Genomic DNA, 20,195 nt, shown 5'->3' with positions numbered 1-20,195 from the left:
TTACCACGCTTATCGACTATCAATGAGCTTCAGGGTGCGAATTCACCATATCATCAGAGAGGTGAGTCTCTTGAGGGGCGATCTTGAGTGTTTGAGTTGGGAACGCAATATCGGCATCGTGCTTATGAATAATAGCCAGAACTTGTAACAACACATCCTGTTTAACCTTGTGGTATCTCACCCAATTGACTGTTTTTGTGAAAGTGTAGATAAAAAAGTTCAGGGTGGATGGCCCAAATTTATCAAAGTTAACCATCAGCGTTTGTTTGGCATCGATGTCTGGATGGTTTTCAAGCATGGTTTTTACTTCATCAACGATGAGCGCCAATTTGTCTGCATCTTGATAACGAAGTCCGAATGTTTCGTTGATTCTTCGGTTCAACATTCTTGATGGATTCTCTACCACAATATTGCTGAAAATTGAGTTTGGAACATAAAGAGGGCGCTTATCAAAGGTTCTGATGATCGTCATGCGCCAGCCGATGCGTTCTACGGTACCTTCAATTTGACGATCGGGTGAGCGTATCCAATCTCCGACTTTAAACGGTCGGTCGAAGTAAATCATCATGCCGCCGAAGAAGTTAGACAATAGGTCTTTGGCTGCCAAACCAACAATGAGGCCCCCCACGCCACCAAAGGTGAGCAAACCCGATAGGCTGAGTCCAAATGCCTGCATAATGGTTAGGCCGCCCATCACCATGAAAAACAGTCGGGCGACTTTCGCGATAGCGTGTACCGTGGTTTCGTCTCTGGTCTTCTGTTCTAAGATGTAGGTTTCAGCGTTACTGATCATTCTCAGCGTGAACCAAACAAACGTACAGATGATCAGTATGTTTTTAAGTGTTCTTAACCAGTTGATTTCATTGCCAAACTGGTCTTGAAGAATCAAGCCTATAGAGACAGTGGCAGGCCAGCACCAGAGCAATGTACTGACGGGGGCTTTAAGGGCATTTAATATTAAGTCATCCCAATAGAAGGTTGTTTTTTCTACTAAAGTCGCTAAACGGTTGTGGATTATACGCCACGCCACCCAAGCCAAAAAACTCGCCAATGTAATAAACAGTACGCTAGTACTCCAGCTACTGTGGCTTTGGTGAATATAGGTTTGAATTTGGGTTATCAATTCATTCATTGTGTGCTGCCGCAGAAATTATTAGTGGGAATTAACAGAAATTGCAGTCGTTCTCTGCCTAGATAAATCAAGCTATTATGACATTATTGTAGGCCTATTATTGCACATTCGGCTTTTTTTGAGATAGAAACTAATGTAGTTTTGGCTATTCGATGTAATTCAACTTCCTAAACGGAGGCTTTAAATGAGCGACAAACAGTACGCAGTTATCGGATTGGGACGTTTTGGTCTATCTGTCTGTAAAGAGTTGCAAAGTTCAGGCGCACAAGTATTGGCCATTGATATTGATGAAGCGCGAGTGAAAGAGGTTGCGCCTTTCGTTTCACAGGCGATTGTTGCGAACTGTACGAATGAAGAGACAGTTAAAGAGTTAAAGTTAGACGATTACGACATGGTGATGGTGTCGATTGGAGCGGATGTTAACTCAAGTATTCTGACCACTTTGGTGGTGAAAGAGTCAGGCGTAAAATCCGTTTGGGTTAAAGCGAACGACAAATTCCACGGCAAGATCCTTTCTAAGATTGGTGCTGACCGCGTCATTATGCCAGAGCGTGACATGGGTATTCGTATTGCTCGTAAAATGCTCGATAAACGTGTACTTGAATTTATCGATCTCGGTAGTGATTTGGCGATGACAGAAATTGTCATCGGCCATAAGTTGCTTGGTAAGCGTCTCTGTGATTTGAATCTTTGTAAAGAACGGGATGTACAAGTCTTGGGTTTTAAGCGTGGCCCTAATTTAGCTAATGCGCCATCATTGGATATCAGCTTGGAGACCGGAGATGTCATTATTATTGCGGGACCTAAGACGCTGTTGGCTCATAAACTCAAAAACTTATCGTAAGGTGAGTCTATGAATTTGCTAAATCGAAGAGGATTGTTTTACTCGTTAAATCAGGATCAAAAGCGTAAAAAAGGTTCTGAACCTAAGATTATTCTTGCGAGCTTTCTTGCGGTACTGATCCCTTCTGCAATCTTACTTACTCTGCCTGTTTTTTCTGTCACAGGGTTAAGTTTTACGGACGCACTGTTTACTGCCACTTCGGCGATTAGTGTGACGGGGTTAGGGGTTGTGGATACCGGGCAGCATTTCACTTTGACCGGTAAAATTTTATTGATGTTTTTGATGCAAGTTGGTGGACTTGGGCAAATGACGTTGTCTGCGGTCCTGCTTTATATGTTTGGTGTTCGGTTAAGTTTGAAACAACAAGCATTGGCCAAAGAAGCGCTGGGGCAAGATAGCAAAGTGAACCTTCGTAAGCTCGTGAAGAAGATTATTATCTTTGCGTTGCTGGCGGAGTGGGTTGGTTTTGTGTTGCTCTGCTTCCGCTGGGTCCCTGAAATGGGATGGGCAACAGGGAGCTTTTATGCTCTTTTTCATGCGATATCAGCGTTTAATAATGCCGGTTTTTCTCTATTTTCAGACAGTATGATGAGCTTTGTTGATGATCCCTTGGTGATCTTCACCTTAGCGGGGTTGTTTATATTTGGTGGCTTAGGCTTTACGGTGGTCGGTGATTTGTCGAGTAACTGGCGCAAGGGCTTTCATTTTTTACACTTGCACACCAAGATCATGCTGACAGCGACACCGATTTTATTGTTGGTGGGTACGGTCATGTTTTGGTTACTGGAGAGAAGTAATTCGGCGACAATGGGCGAATTATCGACACAAGGGCAGTGGTTGGCGGCTTTTTTCCAGTCGGCGAGTGCTCGAACGGCGGGCTTTAACAGTGTGGACCTGTCTCAATACACACAACCTGCTTTGCTGGTGATGATAGTTCTGATGCTGATTGGTGCGGGCTCTACTTCAACGGGGGGCGGGATTAAGGTATCGACTTTTGCGGTTGCGTTTGTTGCGACGTGGACGTTTCTGCGTCAGAAAAAACATGTTGTGATGTTTAAGCGAACGGTTACTTGGCAAGCGGTAACGAAATCATTGGCGATTATCGTGGTGAGTGGCGCGTTATTAACCACCGCAATGTTTTTGTTAATGCTTACTGAAAAAGCAGCATTTGATCGAGTGATGTTTGAAGTCATTTCTGCGTTTGCTACGGTTGGACTCTCCGCAGGTTTAACCGCTCAACTTTCTGAACCCGGAAAATACATCATGATTGTGGTGATGGTGATCGGACGGATTGGTCCTTTGACTTTAGCGTATATGCTAGCTCGACCAGAACCTTCGTTGTTGAAGTACCCAGAAGATACTGTGTTGACCGGTTAGGTCAATAAACTCGACTCGTCATGAGTCGCGCTATCACAAGTACAAAGCCAGCAACATGCTGGCTTTTGTGTCTAAGATAGCGTGGTTATTTTGGGTACTTAGCCCTCGAACATTGGTCTATATTCCTCATAACCCTCTTCTGCTAATTTATCGGCTGGGATGAAGCGCATTGCTGCTGAGTTCATGCAGTATCGTAAGCCGGTAGGTTTCGGGCCATCTTTAAATACATGTCCGAGGTGAGAATCACCATAGCGGCTACGAACTTCGGTTCTTGGGTAAAGCAGTTTGTAGTCGGTTTTAGTTACCACGTAACTTTTGCTGATCGATTGAGTAAAGCTCGGCCAGCCTGTACCCGATTTGTATTTGTCTTTTGAAGAGAAAAGAGGTTCACCGGTGACAATATCAACATAAATCCCTTCTTGCTTATTGTCCCAGTACTTGTTGTTAAAAGGGCGTTCAGTTGCCTCATTTTGTGTGACATCGTATTGCAGTGCGGTTAACTTCGCTTTGATCTCAGCATCAGAGGGTTTACGGTATGTTTTCACATTGGCTGTGGCATTTTTGCTATCAATGATCTGACGGATAGTTTGTGGATTCTTATTTCTATTCTCACCGAAGACTTTATCGAGGTATTGATCACGGCCAGAAGCATAGCGGTAGTAGTTGTAACGCACTTTGTTCTTTTTGTAATAGTCTTGATGGTAATCCTCAGCTAGCCAGAATTTTTTAAATTGAATAAGTTCTGTTTTTAGTGGTTTGTCGAAGATCTGAGCTTTGTCGATCTCCATCATGAAGTTCTGAGCGATCTCTTTTTGTGTTTGGTTATGATAGAAAATCGCCGGTCGATATTGTGGACCTCTATCAACAAACGAACCTTTGTCATCGGTTGGGTCTATGTGTCTGAAAAATTGGTCAAGCACTTGTTCATAGCTAACCTTCTTGGGGTTAAAAATGACATTAACCACTTCAATGTGCCCAGACTTACCCGATGAAACTTGTCGATAGGTTGGATTTTCTAATTCGCCTCCTGAATAGCCAGAAATCACGTCAATCACGCCCGGCAGTTTCTCCAGATCAGACTCTGTACACCAAAAGCAACCGCCAGCCAGTGTTGCAATTTCACTGTTGCCTGCATTTGCTATTTTATCTGCTGTATTGGCCGTACCAGTTTGGCTAACAAACAGAGAGATCAATGGTAGTACAACCACGAGTGACACCAATATTTTAGATAATCTCTTCATAGATACCTCATTTTGACGTTCTTTCGATTTGTTTTTGAATGTACGAATAGAGACAGGCTTTCGATGAGAAAAATTACAGGATTTTAGAAAAAAACATGCCACAGAGAAAATCTTGCTCATCACTGCTGCCAGTAGTAGGCTGTACGCATTGGTATAAACACTCGGTCAGAAGACCTTAGATAATGATGATGTTTCGTACATCTGAGGAACAACATGCAAGCAGAAGTTAAATGGGTCGAAGGCTTTAAATTCCTAGGTCAATCTCAATCAGGTCACTCTGTTGTGATGGACGGCAGCGGTGGTGCTACTGCGCCAAGCCCTATGGAAATGGTATTAATGGCGGCTGGTGGTTGTAGCTCTGTTGATGTGGTTGATGGTTTGAAGTCGGCAGGTCAAAACATCACTGGCTGTAACGCAAAACTAGAGACGACACGTCGTGAAACGGCACCAAAAATCTTTACGGTGATTAATATTCACTTTGAAGTGTCGGGTGACAATCTGGATCCAGAGCTTGTGGCGAAGGTATGTGCGGATTCATTAGAAAAGTACTGTTCAGTATGCCTAATGCTCGGTGCTGGCGTAGAGATGACCCACAGTTGGGAAATCGTCTAGCATCCCCATCCTATCTGGTTAACTCGAATGACAACATGATTGGATAGGGATTTTACAGCAATATAGGCGGCGTTTTTGGGTGCGTTTGAAATCACCCAGTCGCCAATATTTGTTTAAGGGCGATCACCTTTCAGTAAACGCTTTTCGATATCGGCAATCACGCCGGGTAGGTCTGCAATGGTATCGATGAGGTAGTGTGGGTTGGACTTATTGAGCTTAACGCTTGCTTTTTCACGCGCCAAGGCAAGTGTTGTCTCGTCTGCATCTAAATATTCTTGATACGTTAAGCCAGCTTCATTGCCCGAAAGAACTAGGCCGACCGTCCACATGCCTGCATTGTGACCTTCATCGATCCCCGGTGCTGCATCGTCTACTTTTACACACGCAGCAACGTTAGTGACACCTAGGTCGATGACGTTTTTCAGTGCCATAAATGGCGCAGGGCGACCACCTTGAGGTAAGTCATCGGTCGCTACCACGTTATCTGGCTGGTAGCCGTAATCGGCCGCTGCGGGAATCAATACGTCCATCACCTCACGTGGGTAACCTGAACAAGATCCGATTTTAATGCTTTTCTCTTTTAGGTTATTGACCACTTCTATCGCATTCAAAATAGGCGTGGCGTGATCGGCTACTTTGGCTTTTTGCAGAGGCATGAATGCCGCGTAGATCGCATCAACGTCTTCACTGGTCATCGAACGTCCGAACTGAGCCTTCCAACGAGCGTCAACGGCTGGAATTCGACCCACTGCTTGGATGTGGTCCCATTTGCCGATCCCCATAGGTTCACGCGCTTCTGCTAAGTCGATATCAAAGTCGAAACCTTGTCTGAATGCTTCAACGAAAATACTGGTTGGCGCAAATGATCCAAAATCAACGATAGTGCCAGCCCAGTCAAAGATAACCGCTTGGATAGGTGATGTGGTGTTCATAGTCGAGTCCTATTTCTGTTCTCTCCCAGCTCAAGTTGTTCTGGGAGATGAATGATGGTTTTAAGTTATTGGTTAGATGATGGTTTAAAGGTATTGAAAGTCTTTGCAGACTTTTGCTATCGCTTTTTCGAATACAGACAGAGCGACTTCCAGTTCGCTGCGGCTGATGATCAATGGTGGGCTTAACTGAATCACATTACCTTGTGACACCTTGAAACTCAGACCGTCGTTTAGACATTGGTAAAGTACGGCTTCCGCTTCATCGAAAGCTCGGGTTTTGGTGATATGATCGGTGACCAATTCCACCCCCCAGAGCAGGCCGATGCCACGAACGTCACCAATGACAGGGTACTTCTCTTTCATTTGAAGCAGCTGTTCACGCACGAATGCGCTGTCCGCTTGAACTTTTTCAAGTAGGTTTTCTTGCTCAATCACTTCCATGGTGGCGAGTGCTGCCGCGCAACCCATTGGGCTTTTTTCATGGGTGTAGTGACCAAGCGATACTTGCGCTGCCGTGTTGTATTTGTTTTTAGTGATCATGGCGGCGATTGGTACTAAGCCGCCGCCAAAACCTTTACCGATACAAAGAATGTCAGGTTCGATATCAAAAGCTTGGTGAGTGAACCATTCGCCACTGCGACCCATACCGTTTGGAATGTCGTCGATGATCAACATGACGTTATGCTTATCGCAGATCTCACGGATGCGTTTCCAGTAAGCCTTACTTGGCACTTGCACGTCGGTGTTACGCACTGCTTCGGCAATGAAGGCACCAATGCCGCCTTCTTTTTCAATCACATATTCTAGGTAATCGGCGTAGTGCACATCACATGCAGCCTCACTTTCACCGCCTGCGCTTTGCCCGCGAAGCGGAAAAGCACCACGATAGGAAACCGCTGGTGGAATGCGTTCTACGCCAGCCATTAATGGCCCCATGCCTTCGCGGAAACACGCTTCGCCACCCACTGAAATCGCATCGAGTGACGCGCCATGGAATGAGTCCCACAATGACACTACTTTGAAATTGTTGGTGACATGTCGAGCCAGTTTGAGCGCCATGCCGATCACTGATGTGCCACCGGGAGCAAACAACACGCGATTTAAATCACCACCGCAGATTTGCGTCAGCTTTTCAGCGCACTGAACCGCAGTTTCATTGGTGAAGCGACGTGGTGAAAATGGCAACGACGCCATTTGCTGAGTCACTTTATTCATGATATGTGGGTGGCCATAACCAAGCTGATGAACATTGTTACCGTGAAAGTCCATGTACTTTTTGCCCGTCGCATCTTGAATGTAGATGCCTTCAGCGGCTTCAAGTGTGTCTAGGCAAGGCGTTGACATGGCTTGATGAAGAAACACGTCAGAGTCACGTTTTAACATCGCTTGAGTCGCATCATCGTTTAGCGATTGGTTCCATTTTTCGCGTGCTGGCGTGGTGTTTACATCGCCTTCACTTCGAAAGTGTGTGGCCTTTAGAATCGGCTCTTGATTGGTCGTCATCATTATTTGATCTCCCAATACATAGCGTTTTTCACTGCGCCAATGAGCGCGTTAATGTCTGACGGATACACTTCACCGATGTTACCGATTCGGAAGCAGTCTGCGTTTGAAACCTTGCCCGGGTAAATCACAAAACCTTGTTCTTTCAAACGGTCATAGAACTCCTTGAATTGGTAATCGCTATGAGTTGGAGAATAGAAAGAGGTAATGATAGGTGAATGAAGATCATCATTAAGCAGTGGCTCAAAGCCAAGAGAACGCATACCAGCAACCAATGTAGTTTGGTTGGTTTGGTAGCGATTATGACGAGCTTCGATGCCACCTTCTTGCTCCAATTCAAGTAGAGCTTGGTAGAACGCACGCACGGTATGAGTCGGAGAGGTGAAACGCCATTTACCATGGTTGCTTTCCATGCAGTGCCATTGGTCAAACAGGTCAAGGCTTAATGAACGAGCTTGGCCTTTGCATTTTTTCAGTTCCGATTGCTTCGCAATAACAAAGCCGAATCCAGGTACACCTTGAATACATTTGTTTGCCGAACTGATCATGTAATCGATACCTAAGTCAGCAATATCCATAGGGATGCCACCAAAACTCGACATCGCATCTAGAATGACGGTTTTGTTGTGCTGTTTTGCCAATTTGCCGATCGCTTCGATTGGATTCAACATACCCGTAGTGGTCTCACAGTGCACCATCGCAACGTGAGTAATATCTGAATCCATAGCCAATGCCGTCTCCATTTCGTTCAAGTTAGGCTGTGATGTTTCACCTGGAGAAACGACATGGCATGGAATGTTTAAGTATTCTGCGATTTGAGCAATACGAGCACCATACGCACCGTTGTCAACAACAAGAAGCTTGCCGCTTTTAGAGATAACGCTACCGATTGTTGCTTCAACTGAAGCGGTGCCGCTACCTTGCATTAGTACGCTCGTATAACCCGTTTGCTTAGTCGCCAAAGTCACTAGCTTGCGACGAATCACTTCAACAACGTCTTTGTTGTATTCATCATCCCAAGTACACCAATCTTTTAGCATCGCTTGGCGAACGGTTTCAGAAGTAGATAGAGGCCCCGGTGTCAGTAGTAGGTATTCGTTTCTCATGTTCAATTCTCGCGATTTGTATTTTGGACTATACCAATATTTACAGCCACTTTAACAACCCATTCAAACGGTCGTAAATAGCCCAAACGTTATTTTCACAAAAGCTTCATATTCAAATGGGTCACTCATGTTGAGAAAGTTGTCGATCTTTAAATTGCCATTTTTTGTTCATTTAGCCGTCATAAACCTTGATTAGTTTAATACTTGCAATCTGGTACATACCACTGACATGTAAGCACCCCAGATGAACTTATGGATATAGCTGCCTCTGATGAGGCTTCTAACTTAAAAAATGCTCAACCTCGGTAACTTTTAATTTTGGCGACTTCTCACTTTGGAGTTGAGCCTGACTGGAGAAAATGATGAAAAACCGTTTTATGAAAGGATCACTTGCAGCGTTAGTCACTCTACTCGCTGGTAATGCTTATGCAGCACAGGAAGTGACGGTTTACACGGCTTTCGAAACTGACATTTTAGCTAAATACAAAAATGCATTCGAAAGTGAAAACCCAGACATTGAGATTAAGTGGGTACGTGATTCAACGGGGATCATGACGGCAAAATTACTGGCTGAAAAAAATAACCCTCGTGCAGAGGTAGTATGGGGGCTTGCGGGCTCTTCCATGGCTTTGCTTAAAGAAGAGGGTATTCTGAAGCCTTACACACCTCAAGGAGTAGAAGCGTTACGCACTAACCTGAATGACCCACAGTCTACTCAAGCTTGGTATGGTAATGATGCATTCTTCAATGCAATTTGCTTTAACAAAATCGTTGCTAAGCAACTGAACCTACCTGCTCCGAAATCTTGGGACGACTTAACGAAACCTGTCTATAAGGGCCACATTGCGATGCCAAACCCAGCTTCTTCGGGGACTGGTTATATGCAGGTTTCAGCTTGGCTACAGAACATGGGCGAAGAGCAAGGCTGGAACTACATGCAGAAACTTGATCAAAATATTGCTCATTACACACACTCGGGTTCGAAGCCTTGTGTTGAAGCGGGCATGGGGGAAGTGGCCATCGGTATTTCTATGGCGAGCCGTGGTGCTAAATTAAAGACTCAAGGCGCTCCACTGTCAGTGATCACACCTAAAGGCATCGGCTGGGAGTCTGAGGCGGTAGGTCTTGTTAAGCCTTCTGATGCAGCGCAACGCGTTGTTGACTGGTCTATTTCTAAAGCGGCAAATGAGCTTTACATCGAAATGTACCCAGTTGTTGGTCACCAAGATGTGACAGGCAAAGCAAAGAACTTCCCTGATGTAGAAAAGAACATGGCAAAAATGGACTTCGCTCGTATGGGCAGCGAACGTGCCGACGTTCTTAAAACATGGTCTGAGAAGTTTGATGCTAAATCAGAGCCAAAATCTTAATCTGACGACCTATTTAGTTCATTAGAAGTTCGAGATCAGTAAAGGAAGGCTTCGGTCTTCCTTTGTTAGTTTTACGCCTTTAGGTTTTAAGTAAGGTACAACAAATGACAAAGCACTACTCATATTGGTTCAAGCAAGCGTTGGAACAAGAGTTTGGCAACATCAATGCGGGGCTAGATTCGGCTAAGCCACTCCAAAAAGATGTCAACTGTGATATCGCCATTGTTGGCGGTGGCTATACGGGGTTATGGACGGCGATTTTAATCAAACAACAGCAACCCGAAAAACATGTTGTCGTGATTGAAAAAGGCCTATGTGGTAGCGGTGCTTCTGGTGCGAACGGCGGTTGCATGCTGACGTGGTCAACTAAGTATCTGACGCTGAAAAAGCTCTACGGAAAAGAACAAGCGAAATGGTTGGTTAAGGAATCGGAAAAGGTTATATACGAGATCGAAGCCTTCTGTAACGAACACAACATTGACGCGCATCTATATCGTAGCGGAACTTACTACACGGAGACCAATGAAGCTCAAAAGGGTGGAATGGAGTCTGTTGTTAATGAGCTGGTTAAGCAGGGTATCAATAGCTGGAAGAAGTGCGACAATTCTTTGGCTGACAAAGCGGGATCTGATCGCCACATTGAAGGTTACTATTCAGAAGCTGCGGGTAGTGTGCAGCCAGCGTTATTGGCTAGAGGTTTGCGCCGAGTCGCGCTCGAACTGGGTGTCGAAATTCACGAAAACACAGAAATGACATCACTCGACTATGGCTCTCCCGCTCGAATTCAAACCAAAGGCGGTTCCGTATTTGCAGATAAAGTGATTTTGGCACTCAATGCGTGGATGCTCGATCACTTCAAAGAGTTCAAACGCAGCATTGTGGTTGTCTCTTCAGATATGGTGGTGACCAAGCCTATTCCTGACAAGCTCAAGCAATTTGGCCCAGAGAAAGGGGCGGCGGTGGTGGATTCGCGTATCTTTGTCCACTACTACCGAGATACCCAGGACGGACGACTCATGTTGGGCAAAGGTGGCAATAAATTCTCGTTTGCCAATCAAGTTGAAAGCATGTTTAACCAAACGACTAACTACCTGCCGATTCTCAATCAATCGTTCCAAAAGCTGTTCCCTAAATTGGAACAAAGTGAATTCGATTACAACTGGTCTGGCGGCTCAGATCGTTCGGTCACCGGATTGCCATTTTTCGGTAATCTAAAAGGCCAAAGCAACATCTATTATGGGCTTGGTTATTCAGGCAATGGCGTTGCTCAAACCCGTATGGGCGGAAAAATTTTGTCAGCAATGGTACTCGATATCGACAATGCTTGGACACGAAGCGGTTTAACTAAAGGCCCTTTAGGACGCTTCCCGCCCGAGCCATTTCGTTGGGTAGGTGCGATGATGGTGCGTGATGCGGTACGAAGAAAAGAGAACGCGGAAGATTCGGGTAACACGCCATTGTGGCTAGATAAACAGTTATCCAAACTCGCAGGTGCGGCGGGCAAAGCCGACAAGATTGAATCATAGATTAATCCTGCGTTTAAATTAGAAGTTTACATTAAGGCTCTCAGTGATTTATGGGCAAGTCACTGAGGGCTTTCAACGTTGAACGAACTGTTAATGCTGAACAAATAGCAATCTTTAATGCTTATTATATCTGCAATATAACTGTCATTGAGCTTCTATAAATTTGTCACTCAACTGCAATATTCTCAGTTTAAGTTTGGTATATACCATATGGAGAGTGCTGTAGTATGAGCAACCAAACTTATTTGAATATTGAAAACGTTGTAAAGCAATTTGGCCAATTTACAGCGTTAAAAGAGATCTCCCTATCGATAGATACAGGCGAGTTCGTCTGCTTCCTTGGCCCATCTGGCTGTGGAAAAACCACCTTATTACGTGCGATTGCAGGTCTAGATTTACCCACTTCAGGTTCTATTGAGCAGAACGGTAAGGATACGACCTTCTTGCCACCAGAAAAGCGCGACTTTGGCATCGTGTTCCAGTCTTACGCTTTGTTTCCAAATCTCACGGTGGAAGAAAACATTGCGATTGGTCTGAAAAACCAAGGCATGTCGACCAAAGAAGCCCTTGAGACGGTTGAGTCTTGGTTAGAGACCATCGGCTTACCAACGTCTGGTCAGAAGTTTCCAAATCAACTATCTGGTGGACAGCAGCAGCGTGTTGCTCTGGCTCGCGCATTGGCGTTGTCTCCAGGCTTGTTGCTACTCGATGAACCGCTGTCTGCGTTGGATGCAAAGGTAAGAACACACCTACGTGATGAGATCTGCCAACTGCAACGTAAGCTAGGTATCACCACTATCATGGTGACGCACGACCAAGATGAAGCGTTAACCATGGCTGACCGTATTGTGGTGATGAATCATGGTGTTATCGAGCAGGTAGGGGCGCCTCAAGATATCTATCAAAAACCGGTTAGTCGTTTTGTCGCTGAGTTTGTTGGTAGTATGAACTTTATTCAAGCTTCTGTTGCGGCGCAAGGTAAGATGCGTATTGCTGAGTCAATGTTACCGCTGCCTGCTTTGGATAATTTAACCCCAAAGCATGGCGATCGTTTTGATATCGCGGTTCGTCCAGAACAAATTCAGTTTGTTGATCGTTTTAACGAATCGTTACCGGTGAGAATCGTATCGAGTGAGTTCCTTGGTGCGTTTTATCGCATTGAGTGTCAATTGCAACACGACTCAACGGCCAAAGAGATCCTAGTGGATGTGTCCGTCAAAGAGTTTAATCGATTGAAGTTACGTCGTAGTGACATTCGTTATGTAGCGTTTGATGAAGAAGGCCTTAGAGCTTACCCATCGAAAAGCCTGCAAGTGATGAAAGACGAGGCGGCGTAAACAATCATGGAATCGACTCAAATGATGCAATCTAAGCGGCTAATTCAACGACGAGTACAACCTTTTCTGGCTCGGTTAAGTAAAGACAACGTCATTCTATTTGGGCTGTTGGCCTTTTTGTCTGTGGTCATGACGTTGTTTATCCTGATGCCACTGTGGGCCATGTTGAAAAAGAGTGTTCAGAACGCAGATGGCGAATTTGTTGGTTTACAGAATTTCGCAACGTATTTTGCGTCTCAAAGCTTATGGCAGTCGGTAGGTAATACGTTCACGATAGGGTTGCTAGTGACGGTTATCGTGGGGGTATTAGCGTTTGGTTATGCTTATGCCTTGACTCGTTCGTGCATGCCTTTCAAGGGGCTATTTCAAGTCTTAGGTTCAGCGCCGATTTTAGCACCGTCTTTGCTTCCTGCTATCAGTCTTATCTTCTTATTTGGTAACCAAGGTATCGCCAAAGAAGTCTTGGGTGGCAACTCGGTTTATGGCTTGATTGGTATCTCTCTTGGCTTGATATTCTGGACGTTTCCACACGCCTTAATGATTCTGACCACCTCATTAAGAACCTCTGACGCTCGTCTGTATGAGGCTGCACGTGCACTCAATACTTCATCGTTAAAAACTTTCTTTATGGTGACGTTACCTGCGGCAAAATACGGCTTGATCAGCACTCTGATCGTAGTGTTTACGCTGGTGGTTTGTGATTTTGGTGTGCCAAAGGTGATTGGTGGTAGCTACAACGTTCTGTCTACCGATATCTTTAAACAGGTAGTAGGGCAACAGAACTTCTCTATGGGGGCAGTAACCAGTATCTTGCTGCTATTGCCTGCGTTGCTTGCGTTTACCGTTGACCGCTGGGTTCAAAAGAAGCAGAAGAGCTTGTTTGATACTCGTTCTGTCGCGTACCAACCGGAACCTAGCACACTACGTGATGGTTTATGTTTCCTTTATTGTACCATCATCTCTGCTGCTGTGGTTATTGTGTTGGGTATGGCGATATACGGTTCGATGGTCACCTTCTGGCCTTGGAACAAAGCGCTGACGCTAAACAACTACAACTTCGCAGAAATGAGTACTTATGGTTGGGCGCCATTCTTCAACTCGTTAACGCTTGGTGCTTGGACTGCGATAATTGGTACTGTTCTGATTTTCCTTGGGGCATACTGCATTGAGAAAGGCCGTGCCTTCGGTCCTGTTCGTCAAGCGATGCAAATGCTCAGCGTGGTGCCGATGGCCGTTCCGGGTATGGTGCTGGGCTTGGGGTATATCTTTTACTTCAATGATTTGAGTAATCCACTCAACTTCTTGTATGGCACGATGGCGTTCTTGGTGATTAATACCGTGGTTCACTACTACACGGTAGGGCACATGACTGCGTTAACGGCATTGAAACAGCTGCCTTCTGAAATTGAAGCAACAGCGGCTTCGGTAAACTTACCGCAATACAAGTTGTTCTTTAAGGTGACGGTACCCGTTTGTCTGCCAGCGATTTTAGATATTGCGACATACCTGTTTATTAATGCACTTACCACGACATCTGCGGTAGTATTCTTGTATTCTACCAATACGATTCCAGCGTCAGTATCAGTACTGAATATGGACGACGCGGGGCAAACGGGGGCAGCGGCAGCGATGGCGGTGATGATCATGATATCAGCAGCGAGTGCGAAGTTGATTCATATGCTAATCAACAAGTTATTCGAGAAGCGCACCCAAGCTTGGCGTAAACGCTAGCCAACCACTTATATTGCAGTTGGCCAAGGAGTGGCTGACGACAAGAACAAGAATGAAAGGAAATGAAGTGCAGTACGTAAAAATCAAAGATGTCATCGTAGAGCAGATAGAGTCGGGGATGCTAACACCACGACAGAAGCTGCCTGCGGAACGTAAGCTGGCTGAATCGTTTGATACGACTCGAGTTACCTTACGTGAAGCCTTATCTTCACTTGAAGCGGAAGGGCGCATTTATCGAGAAGACCGACGTGGTTGGTTTATCTCGCCTGCGCCACTGCGCTACGATCCAACACAAACATTGAACTTCACCAACATGGCTTTATCGCAGAATCGTAAGCCGAAAACAGAGTTGGTGGCGGCGAAAGGCATGTTAGCAACCAAGGAAGCAACTAGGCTTCTTGAGCTGCAACCTTTTTCGGATGTTTATCGAGTTGACAGAGTTCGTTACCTTGAAGACAGGCCCGTTGTGTATGTGACTAACTACATTCGACCTGAGTTGTTCCCTAACTTGCTTGATTATGACTTGTCTCAATCGTTGACGGACATCTACCGCGAGCACTTTGGTGTAGTGTATCAGAAGATCCGTTACCGAGTGAGCACAACGTCTTTGCTTGGCGAAACAGCACAAGCTCTGCGTGCGACTTCTGGCTCTCCTGCAATGGTCGTAGAGCGTGTGAACTACAACCAAAACGGCGATCTGATTGATTGTGATATTGAGTATTGGCGTCATGACGCGATCAGTATTGAGTCAATCGCGCAGCTAGAGCGCTAGTCATACGTTAGAACGCTTACATACCTGTAACTTTGTGGGCTTACCCAATTGAATCGATCAAAGGTCTCTTATCTGGAGGCCTTTTTTATCACCCGTTTTCAGCGACGGCTTTTAAAAGTCAGTTAATCAGTTAGGAATGAAATGGAATTTTCTGCCATCGTTATCGTGATAATTTCGGCTCTGCTTCATGCGGGGTGGAATGTTCTGGGTAAATCTCATCAAGGATCGGGGTCGTCTTTTTTCCTTGCTTCTGGCTTTGCCGCTGCCGCGATGTTGACTCCCTATTTGATTTGGTACGTCTACAGTGTCGGCTTTGCAAACATCACAGTTCCATTCTGGCAGCTACTTCTTTTAAGTGGAATCTGCCAAATCATCTATTTAATCGGCTTAGGTATGGCTTACAAGCAGGCCGATATTGGTGTGATTTACCCAATGGCCCGAGCATTGCCCGTGTTGATGGTGGGTTTAGGTACGGTGTTAATAGGGTATGAATTATCAATCAATCAATGGCTTGGATTTGCACTGATCACATTGGGTTGTCTGTTTGTCCCGCTTAAGCAGTTTTCTGAATTAAGGCTCAAGGCCTATCTGAATCTTGGCGTACTGTGGGCATTAATCGCCGCCATTGGTACTACGGGCTACTCCATTATTGATAAAGAGGCGCTTCTATTATTAGAGCCTTTAAGCACGCCTAGCATTACCAATAAACACACCGCGATTTTCTACCTAGGTATCCAGTTCTGGGCAATTGTGCTTCCACTGAGCCTGTGGTTGCTCGTGTCGAATCAAAGAATAGAATTTCATAACGCTTGGTTACTACGTAAAAGAGCAACACTTGCTGGCATCATGATGGCTTCGACCTATGGCTTAGTGTTGTTTGCGATGACCATGACAGAGAACGTCAGCTTGGTTGTTGCACTTCGGCAAGTGAGTATCATTTTTGGTGTAGTGATGGGGATCTGCTTGTTAAAGGAAAAGTGGCACGCGACTCGCGGTGTCGGTGTCGTTCTGATTATCGCTGGTTTGGTTACTTCTCTGTTCTAAAATCGCTTCTTGACTCATGGTGTCGGCGTGATGCAGAAGTACGTTAAAGGACTTTGCTATTGGATAAAAAAAGCCCTTTAGTAAACGAAAGGGCTTGATCGATTAGAGCGGTTTAACGTGGGTAAAATTAGCTGTTTACTTGTTCTAGTTCAATGGTTTCTTCTGCGACTTTCGCAGCTTCTAGCATCTTACGAATGATGAACGATGCTACCATTGCGATGCCCACCATCACGACCGCTAAAACGGTTAGCATTTGAAAGTAATCGCCGTAAACGGTTTGTACGATCTCTTGTGTGATCTCTTGACCTTTTTCCAGTGCAATGGATGTTGAGAACACCGCACCAACAATACCTGATAGTGCTATCGCAACAGAGAACAAACTTACTGAGAAGTTCTCAATATGCTTAGGGGCCACAGACAGAATGAACGCCACCACCATAGAGCCAACAATAACTTCACCAAATGCTAGGAAGAAATGGATTGCCAGGAATACTTCAGGGCGGATTAGAACATCTTCACCAACGGTCGTCACAGCCATGGTCAGGATACCGAAAGCGATAGCCGTTAGAATGAACGAGAACCCTACTTTAGTTGCAGTCGAGAAGTGAATATTTTTCTTTTCTAGGTTTGAGAAAATAGCGGTAATGATAGGGCCTGCAACCATACACCACAGTGGGTTCATTGCCATTGAGGCTTCTGGAGCGACAGGGATGAAGCCAAGTAGGTCACCACGCATAGTATTGATCGCTACCATGGTCATCGATGTCATCATTTGACCGTAGTACACAAAGAAACAGGTGGTTAGGAATGTGATGATTAATATTGTGCCCATTTTCAGCATGTCTGATTTCTTTGATTTAATCATCAAAGAGATAAAGTAGACAATGGCTGCACCACCAATGGCATAGACGATGTTTTGGCCGATATCCATGTTAGAAAACATGAAGAACACTAAGCCAATCATTGCTGCAGAAATAACAAGGAACGCCGCCCAGTTTTTTGTGCTTACTGGTTGTTGATCGATTTCAGCACTGGCGTTGACAAGGCCTTTACGAGCAATAATCATCATCAGAAGTGCGGCACCAGCTAGAGCTGCTGAAAGTAGGAAGCCGCCTTGAAAACCAACAACAAGTACCAGCATAGGGAATAAATATTGGCCCAAAAGCGCACCAATGTTGTTGACGGAGTAGTTGATAGGGTAGCAGTTTTCGAAATCTTCTTGAGTTTTGAACGTGCGCTTATAAAGACTTGGGTAAGAAGGGGACATCAAACCACGTGCATAGCTTGCTAGAGCGATTCCGCACAATGCCATTGGTATATTGGTTGCTGCTGCACCGAGTACCAGTAACACATAACCACTTGCGAACCCTAGAAAGGCAATAGTTAAAGAGCGGTATGCGCCTAAGAATTTGTCGGCGATGAAGCCACCAGCGATAGCAAATAGCGGCCCGATGGCAGAGAAAGCACCAACAACCATCATGGTATCGGCTTCATTATAGTTGAGGTCTTCAAGGAAGAAACGAGTCAAGATTACCATGACGCCATAGAACGAAAGTCCAAACATCATCTGGCAGAACATCATTGATTTGTTTAATCTATTCCACATTATTTTATTCTCATATGTATGTTAAATGTTAGTGTAATTACTCAATTATTCTATCATTGATAGCGAAACATAGAATGAAGCATGAGCCATGATCAGTACTTTATTCGCTATGATTTTTTCTTATCTGAAGATTCATATTTTTCATGCGTGAAATGTAGAATCTTAGATTCCATTATCGATATGTATTTGATTGTGATTCTATTGTTAGCGGGGTTCGGTGTAAGCTGTTGAATAACAATGGGAAAATATTTAAAGTCTGTGTTGTGAATGGCTTAGATTAGTTCTAATACCACTCGCTTCTGGCTTTAAACCAATAAAAAGCCAGCTTGGCAGCTGGCTTGGGTAGGGGAAACATTCAGTTTCAAACAAGGTGTCCAGAGTGAAGACTTCGTTTCGATTTTTTCATTGTATTGAGGTTACTCACAGGGTGGTGCCATGTGGATCACGGCTAAGCCACCTAAAGAGGTCTCACGGTACTTCTTATTCATGTCTTTACCAGTTTGGTACATGGTTGCGATAACTTTATCTAACGATATCAGGCATTTGCTGGTGCGTTTTAGCGCCATGCGTGATGCGTTGATCGCTTTCATTGCGCCCATGGCATTACGTTCAATGCAAGGTACCTGAACAAGCCCTCCGATAGGGTCGCATGTCATCCCGAGTGAATGCTCCATTGCGATTTCTGCTGCAATACAGATTTGCTCGTTGCTGCCACCGCGTAATGCCGTTAAGCCGGCCGCTGCCATTGATGAAGATACGCCGACTTCACCCTGACAGCCCACCTCTGCGCCTGAAATCGAAGCATTGGTTTTGTATAGGATACCGATGGCGCCTGATACGGCTAAAAAGTCTTTAAGCTGCTTGGTGTTCAGCTCTTTGATGAAGCGGTGATAGTACATGAGTACAGCAGGAATAACGCCAGCCGCACCGTTAGTTGGTGAGGTGACAACCTGACCACCAGCCGCATTCTCTTCACTGACCGCAAAGGCAAATAGGTTAATCCAGTCCATAATTTCCATGGGATCGTTTTCAATCGACGCATTGGCTTCAAGCTTTTTAAGAAGGGCCGGTGCTCGACGTGTCACTTCTAAACCACCATCGAGTATGCCTTCAGTATCAAAACCACGTTGCATGCATAATGACATCACTTTCCAGATTTGGTCTGCTTTTTGGTCAATCACATCCATACCTTGGAATGACACTTCATTGCGCAGGATTAAGCCACCAAGGCTAAGGCCATTTTGGTCAGCGAGCTCCAGCAGTTTATCGGCAGAAGAGAAAGGGAATTCAACTTGTGTTTTTGATTCCTGTTTCCCGTGTTGCAGTTCTTCAGTGGTGGCAATGAACCCACCACCGATGGAGTAATAGGTTTCCATTTCAAGAAGGCAGCCAGTGGCATCAAAGGCTGATATTGTCATGCCGTTTTCATGAAGCGGGAGGTTGCTTTTGTGAAAGAGTAAATCGCTTTCTACATCAAAATGAATGGCGTGACGACCACTAACCATCAACGATTTTTCTTCAATTGCTTTACGCATAGCTTCATTGGCGCTGGTTATTTTTATCGTGTCAGGGCGATTGCCAAGCAGGCCTAATAGGGTGGCACGATCTGTGTGGTGACCAATCCCCGTTAATGACAGTGAACCGTATAAATCGATTTGAATTCGGGTGACTTGGCTAAGTATAGAGTCAATCTTTTGGGTGAAATTGAACCCAGCAATCATTGGCCCATTGGTATGGGAGCTCGAAGGCCCGACCCCGATTTTGTAAATGTCAAAAATAGACAGCATAGTAACTTCCTGTGAAGACGGTTCGATGAACGAACTCTGTGTAAAATTGGTATGGTGTTCGTTTCACTTTTTTCGAGTAAAGGGTTCTTGATTGATCTTCGCGCTCTTGACTGTGATTAACGTTAACAAGCGCAGAGCGATGAAACCCAAGATCGTGCTATTTTACGTGACAGCGGCACATTTATTCTTGCATGGCTTATGATGTTGCTCTCAACCGTGAACTTATTGCGAGCAACGTGTGAGATTTTCAAAATACTTTTGTTAATAAGTATTGT

16 protein-coding genes are annotated in these 20,195 nt (G+C 45.0%); 9 read left to right on the top strand and 7 right to left on the bottom strand.

The window, feature by feature from the left end; genetic code table 11:
* Positions 1-19 precede the first annotated feature (19 nt).
* A complete protein-coding gene (locus OCU36_RS14240) occupies positions 20-1,132 on the bottom strand; it encodes a mechanosensitive ion channel family protein (RefSeq protein WP_261840237.1) in 1,113 nt (370 codons plus the stop codon).
* 184 nt (positions 1,133-1,316) lie between these two features.
* On the opposite strand from OCU36_RS14240, the gene OCU36_RS14235 reads away from it, so the two are divergent.
* Entirely contained in the window at positions 1,317-1,976 is a 660-nt protein-coding gene (locus OCU36_RS14235) for a potassium channel family protein (RefSeq protein WP_261840236.1), read from the top strand.
* 9 nt (positions 1,977-1,985) lie between these two features.
* Entirely contained in the window at positions 1,986-3,353 is a 1,368-nt protein-coding gene (locus OCU36_RS14230) for a TrkH family potassium uptake protein (RefSeq protein ID WP_261840235.1), read from the top strand.
* Positions 3,354-3,451: 98 nt separating this feature from the next.
* Here OCU36_RS14230 and msrB read toward each other — a convergent pair whose 3' ends face one another.
* Positions 3,452-4,594, bottom strand: coding sequence for a peptide-methionine (R)-S-oxide reductase MsrB (msrB, locus tag OCU36_RS14225; RefSeq protein ID WP_261840234.1), 1,143 nt, complete (start codon positions 4,592-4,594; stop codon positions 3,452-3,454).
* 213 nt (positions 4,595-4,807) lie between these two features.
* Between msrB and OCU36_RS14220 the strand changes: the two genes are divergently transcribed.
* The gene (locus OCU36_RS14220; RefSeq protein WP_017068628.1) at positions 4,808-5,206 is read left to right on the top strand and encodes an OsmC family protein; all 399 of its coding nucleotides are present in this window, start codon (positions 4,808-4,810) and stop codon (positions 5,204-5,206) included.
* Positions 5,207-5,319: 113 nt separating this feature from the next.
* On the opposite strand, the gene phnX is transcribed toward OCU36_RS14220, so the two are convergent.
* The 3 genes from phnX to phnW form a co-directional block, all read right to left on the bottom strand.
* On the bottom strand, positions 5,320-6,138 hold the full coding sequence (gene phnX, locus OCU36_RS14215) for a phosphonoacetaldehyde hydrolase (RefSeq protein ID WP_261840233.1): 819 nt from the start codon (positions 6,136-6,138) through the stop codon (positions 5,320-5,322).
* Between the two features lie 84 nt (positions 6,139-6,222).
* On the bottom strand, positions 6,223-7,644 hold the full coding sequence (locus OCU36_RS14210) for an aspartate aminotransferase family protein (protein WP_261840232.1): 1,422 nt from the start codon (positions 7,642-7,644) through the stop codon (positions 6,223-6,225).
* Positions 7,644-8,747: a 2-aminoethylphosphonate--pyruvate transaminase gene (phnW, locus tag OCU36_RS14205; protein ID WP_261840231.1), complete on the bottom strand. Its 1,104-nt coding sequence runs from the start codon at positions 8,745-8,747 to the stop codon at positions 7,644-7,646. The genes OCU36_RS14210 and phnW overlap by 1 nt, the downstream gene beginning before the upstream one ends.
* Positions 8,748-9,106: 359 nt before the next feature.
* Between phnW and OCU36_RS14200 the strand changes: the two genes are divergently transcribed.
* The 6 genes from OCU36_RS14200 (at position 9,107) to OCU36_RS14175 (ending at position 16,527) form a co-directional block, all read left to right on the top strand.
* Positions 9,107-10,117, top strand: coding sequence for a putative 2-aminoethylphosphonate ABC transporter substrate-binding protein (locus OCU36_RS14200; RefSeq protein ID WP_261840230.1), 1,011 nt, complete (start codon positions 9,107-9,109; stop codon positions 10,115-10,117).
* A gap of 104 nt (positions 10,118-10,221) precedes the next feature.
* Complete coding sequence (locus OCU36_RS14195) at positions 10,222-11,643, top strand: FAD-dependent oxidoreductase (protein ID WP_261840229.1); 1,422 nt, start codon at positions 10,222-10,224, stop codon at positions 11,641-11,643.
* A 227-nt stretch (positions 11,644-11,870) separates the two neighbouring features.
* Complete coding sequence (locus tag OCU36_RS14190; protein ID WP_261840228.1) at positions 11,871-12,980, top strand: putative 2-aminoethylphosphonate ABC transporter ATP-binding protein; 1,110 nt, start codon at positions 11,871-11,873, stop codon at positions 12,978-12,980.
* A gap of 21 nt (positions 12,981-13,001) precedes the next feature.
* Positions 13,002-14,711, top strand: a complete 1,710-nt coding sequence (locus OCU36_RS14185) for a putative 2-aminoethylphosphonate ABC transporter permease subunit (RefSeq protein ID WP_261840227.1) — start codon at positions 13,002-13,004, stop codon at positions 14,709-14,711.
* A gap of 67 nt (positions 14,712-14,778) precedes the next feature.
* The gene (gene phnR, locus OCU36_RS14180; RefSeq protein ID WP_261840762.1) at positions 14,779-15,483 is read left to right on the top strand and encodes a phosphonate utilization transcriptional regulator PhnR; all 705 of its coding nucleotides are present in this window, start codon (positions 14,779-14,781) and stop codon (positions 15,481-15,483) included.
* Between the two features lie 141 nt (positions 15,484-15,624).
* On the top strand, positions 15,625-16,527 hold the full coding sequence (locus tag OCU36_RS14175; RefSeq protein ID WP_261840226.1) for an EamA family transporter: 903 nt from the start codon (positions 15,625-15,627) through the stop codon (positions 16,525-16,527).
* Positions 16,528-16,654: 127 nt separating this feature from the next.
* Here the strand turns inward: OCU36_RS14175 and OCU36_RS14170 are convergent, their stop codons facing one another.
* Together OCU36_RS14170 and OCU36_RS14165 are read right to left on the bottom strand one after the other, a co-directional pair.
* On the bottom strand, positions 16,655-18,133 hold the full coding sequence (locus OCU36_RS14170) for a peptide MFS transporter (protein WP_261840225.1): 1,479 nt from the start codon (positions 18,131-18,133) through the stop codon (positions 16,655-16,657).
* 416 nt (positions 18,134-18,549) lie between these two features.
* Complete coding sequence (locus OCU36_RS14165; protein ID WP_261840224.1) at positions 18,550-19,920, bottom strand: L-serine ammonia-lyase; 1,371 nt, start codon at positions 19,918-19,920, stop codon at positions 18,550-18,552.
* Positions 19,921-20,195 lie beyond the last annotated feature (275 nt).

Source organism: Vibrio artabrorum (genome assembly GCF_024347295.1).
GTDB classification, from domain to species: Bacteria; Pseudomonadota; Gammaproteobacteria; order Enterobacterales; family Vibrionaceae; genus Vibrio; species Vibrio artabrorum.
Note: the sequence above shows the minus strand (reverse complement) of the source record. Positions and strands in the feature narration are given on the sequence as shown.

Bases quoted from the DNA above. Each gene is read 5' to 3' on its own strand.
- phnW (WP_261840231.1), bottom strand. From the start codon at position 8,747: ATGAGAAACGAATACCTACTACTGACACCGGGGCCTCTATCTACTTCT.
- OCU36_RS14200 (WP_261840230.1), top strand. From the start codon at position 9,107: ATGATGAAAAACCGTTTTATGAAAGGATCACTTGCAGCGTTAGTCACT.
- OCU36_RS14230 (WP_261840235.1), top strand. From the start codon at position 1,986: ATGAATTTGCTAAATCGAAGAGGATTGTTTTACTCGTTAAATCAGGAT.
- OCU36_RS14220 (WP_017068628.1), top strand. From the start codon at position 4,808: ATGCAAGCAGAAGTTAAATGGGTCGAAGGCTTTAAATTCCTAGGTCAA.
- OCU36_RS14195 (WP_261840229.1), top strand. From the start codon at position 10,222: ATGACAAAGCACTACTCATATTGGTTCAAGCAAGCGTTGGAACAAGAG.
- OCU36_RS14170 (WP_261840225.1), bottom strand. From the start codon at position 18,133: ATGTGGAATAGATTAAACAAATCAATGATGTTCTGCCAGATGATGTTT.
- OCU36_RS14240 (WP_261840237.1), bottom strand. From the start codon at position 1,132: ATGAATGAATTGATAACCCAAATTCAAACCTATATTCACCAAAGCCAC.
- OCU36_RS14210 (WP_261840232.1), bottom strand. From the start codon at position 7,644: ATGATGACGACCAATCAAGAGCCGATTCTAAAGGCCACACACTTTCGA.
- OCU36_RS14235 (WP_261840236.1), top strand. From the start codon at position 1,317: ATGAGCGACAAACAGTACGCAGTTATCGGATTGGGACGTTTTGGTCTA.
- phnX (WP_261840233.1), bottom strand. From the start codon at position 6,138: ATGAACACCACATCACCTATCCAAGCGGTTATCTTTGACTGGGCTGGC.
- OCU36_RS14185 (WP_261840227.1), top strand. From the start codon at position 13,002: ATGATGCAATCTAAGCGGCTAATTCAACGACGAGTACAACCTTTTCTG.
- OCU36_RS14175 (WP_261840226.1), top strand. From the start codon at position 15,625: ATGGAATTTTCTGCCATCGTTATCGTGATAATTTCGGCTCTGCTTCAT.
- msrB (WP_261840234.1), bottom strand. From the start codon at position 4,594: ATGAAGAGATTATCTAAAATATTGGTGTCACTCGTGGTTGTACTACCA.
- OCU36_RS14165 (WP_261840224.1), bottom strand. From the start codon at position 19,920: ATGCTGTCTATTTTTGACATTTACAAAATCGGGGTCGGGCCTTCGAGC.
- OCU36_RS14190 (WP_261840228.1), top strand. From the start codon at position 11,871: ATGAGCAACCAAACTTATTTGAATATTGAAAACGTTGTAAAGCAATTT.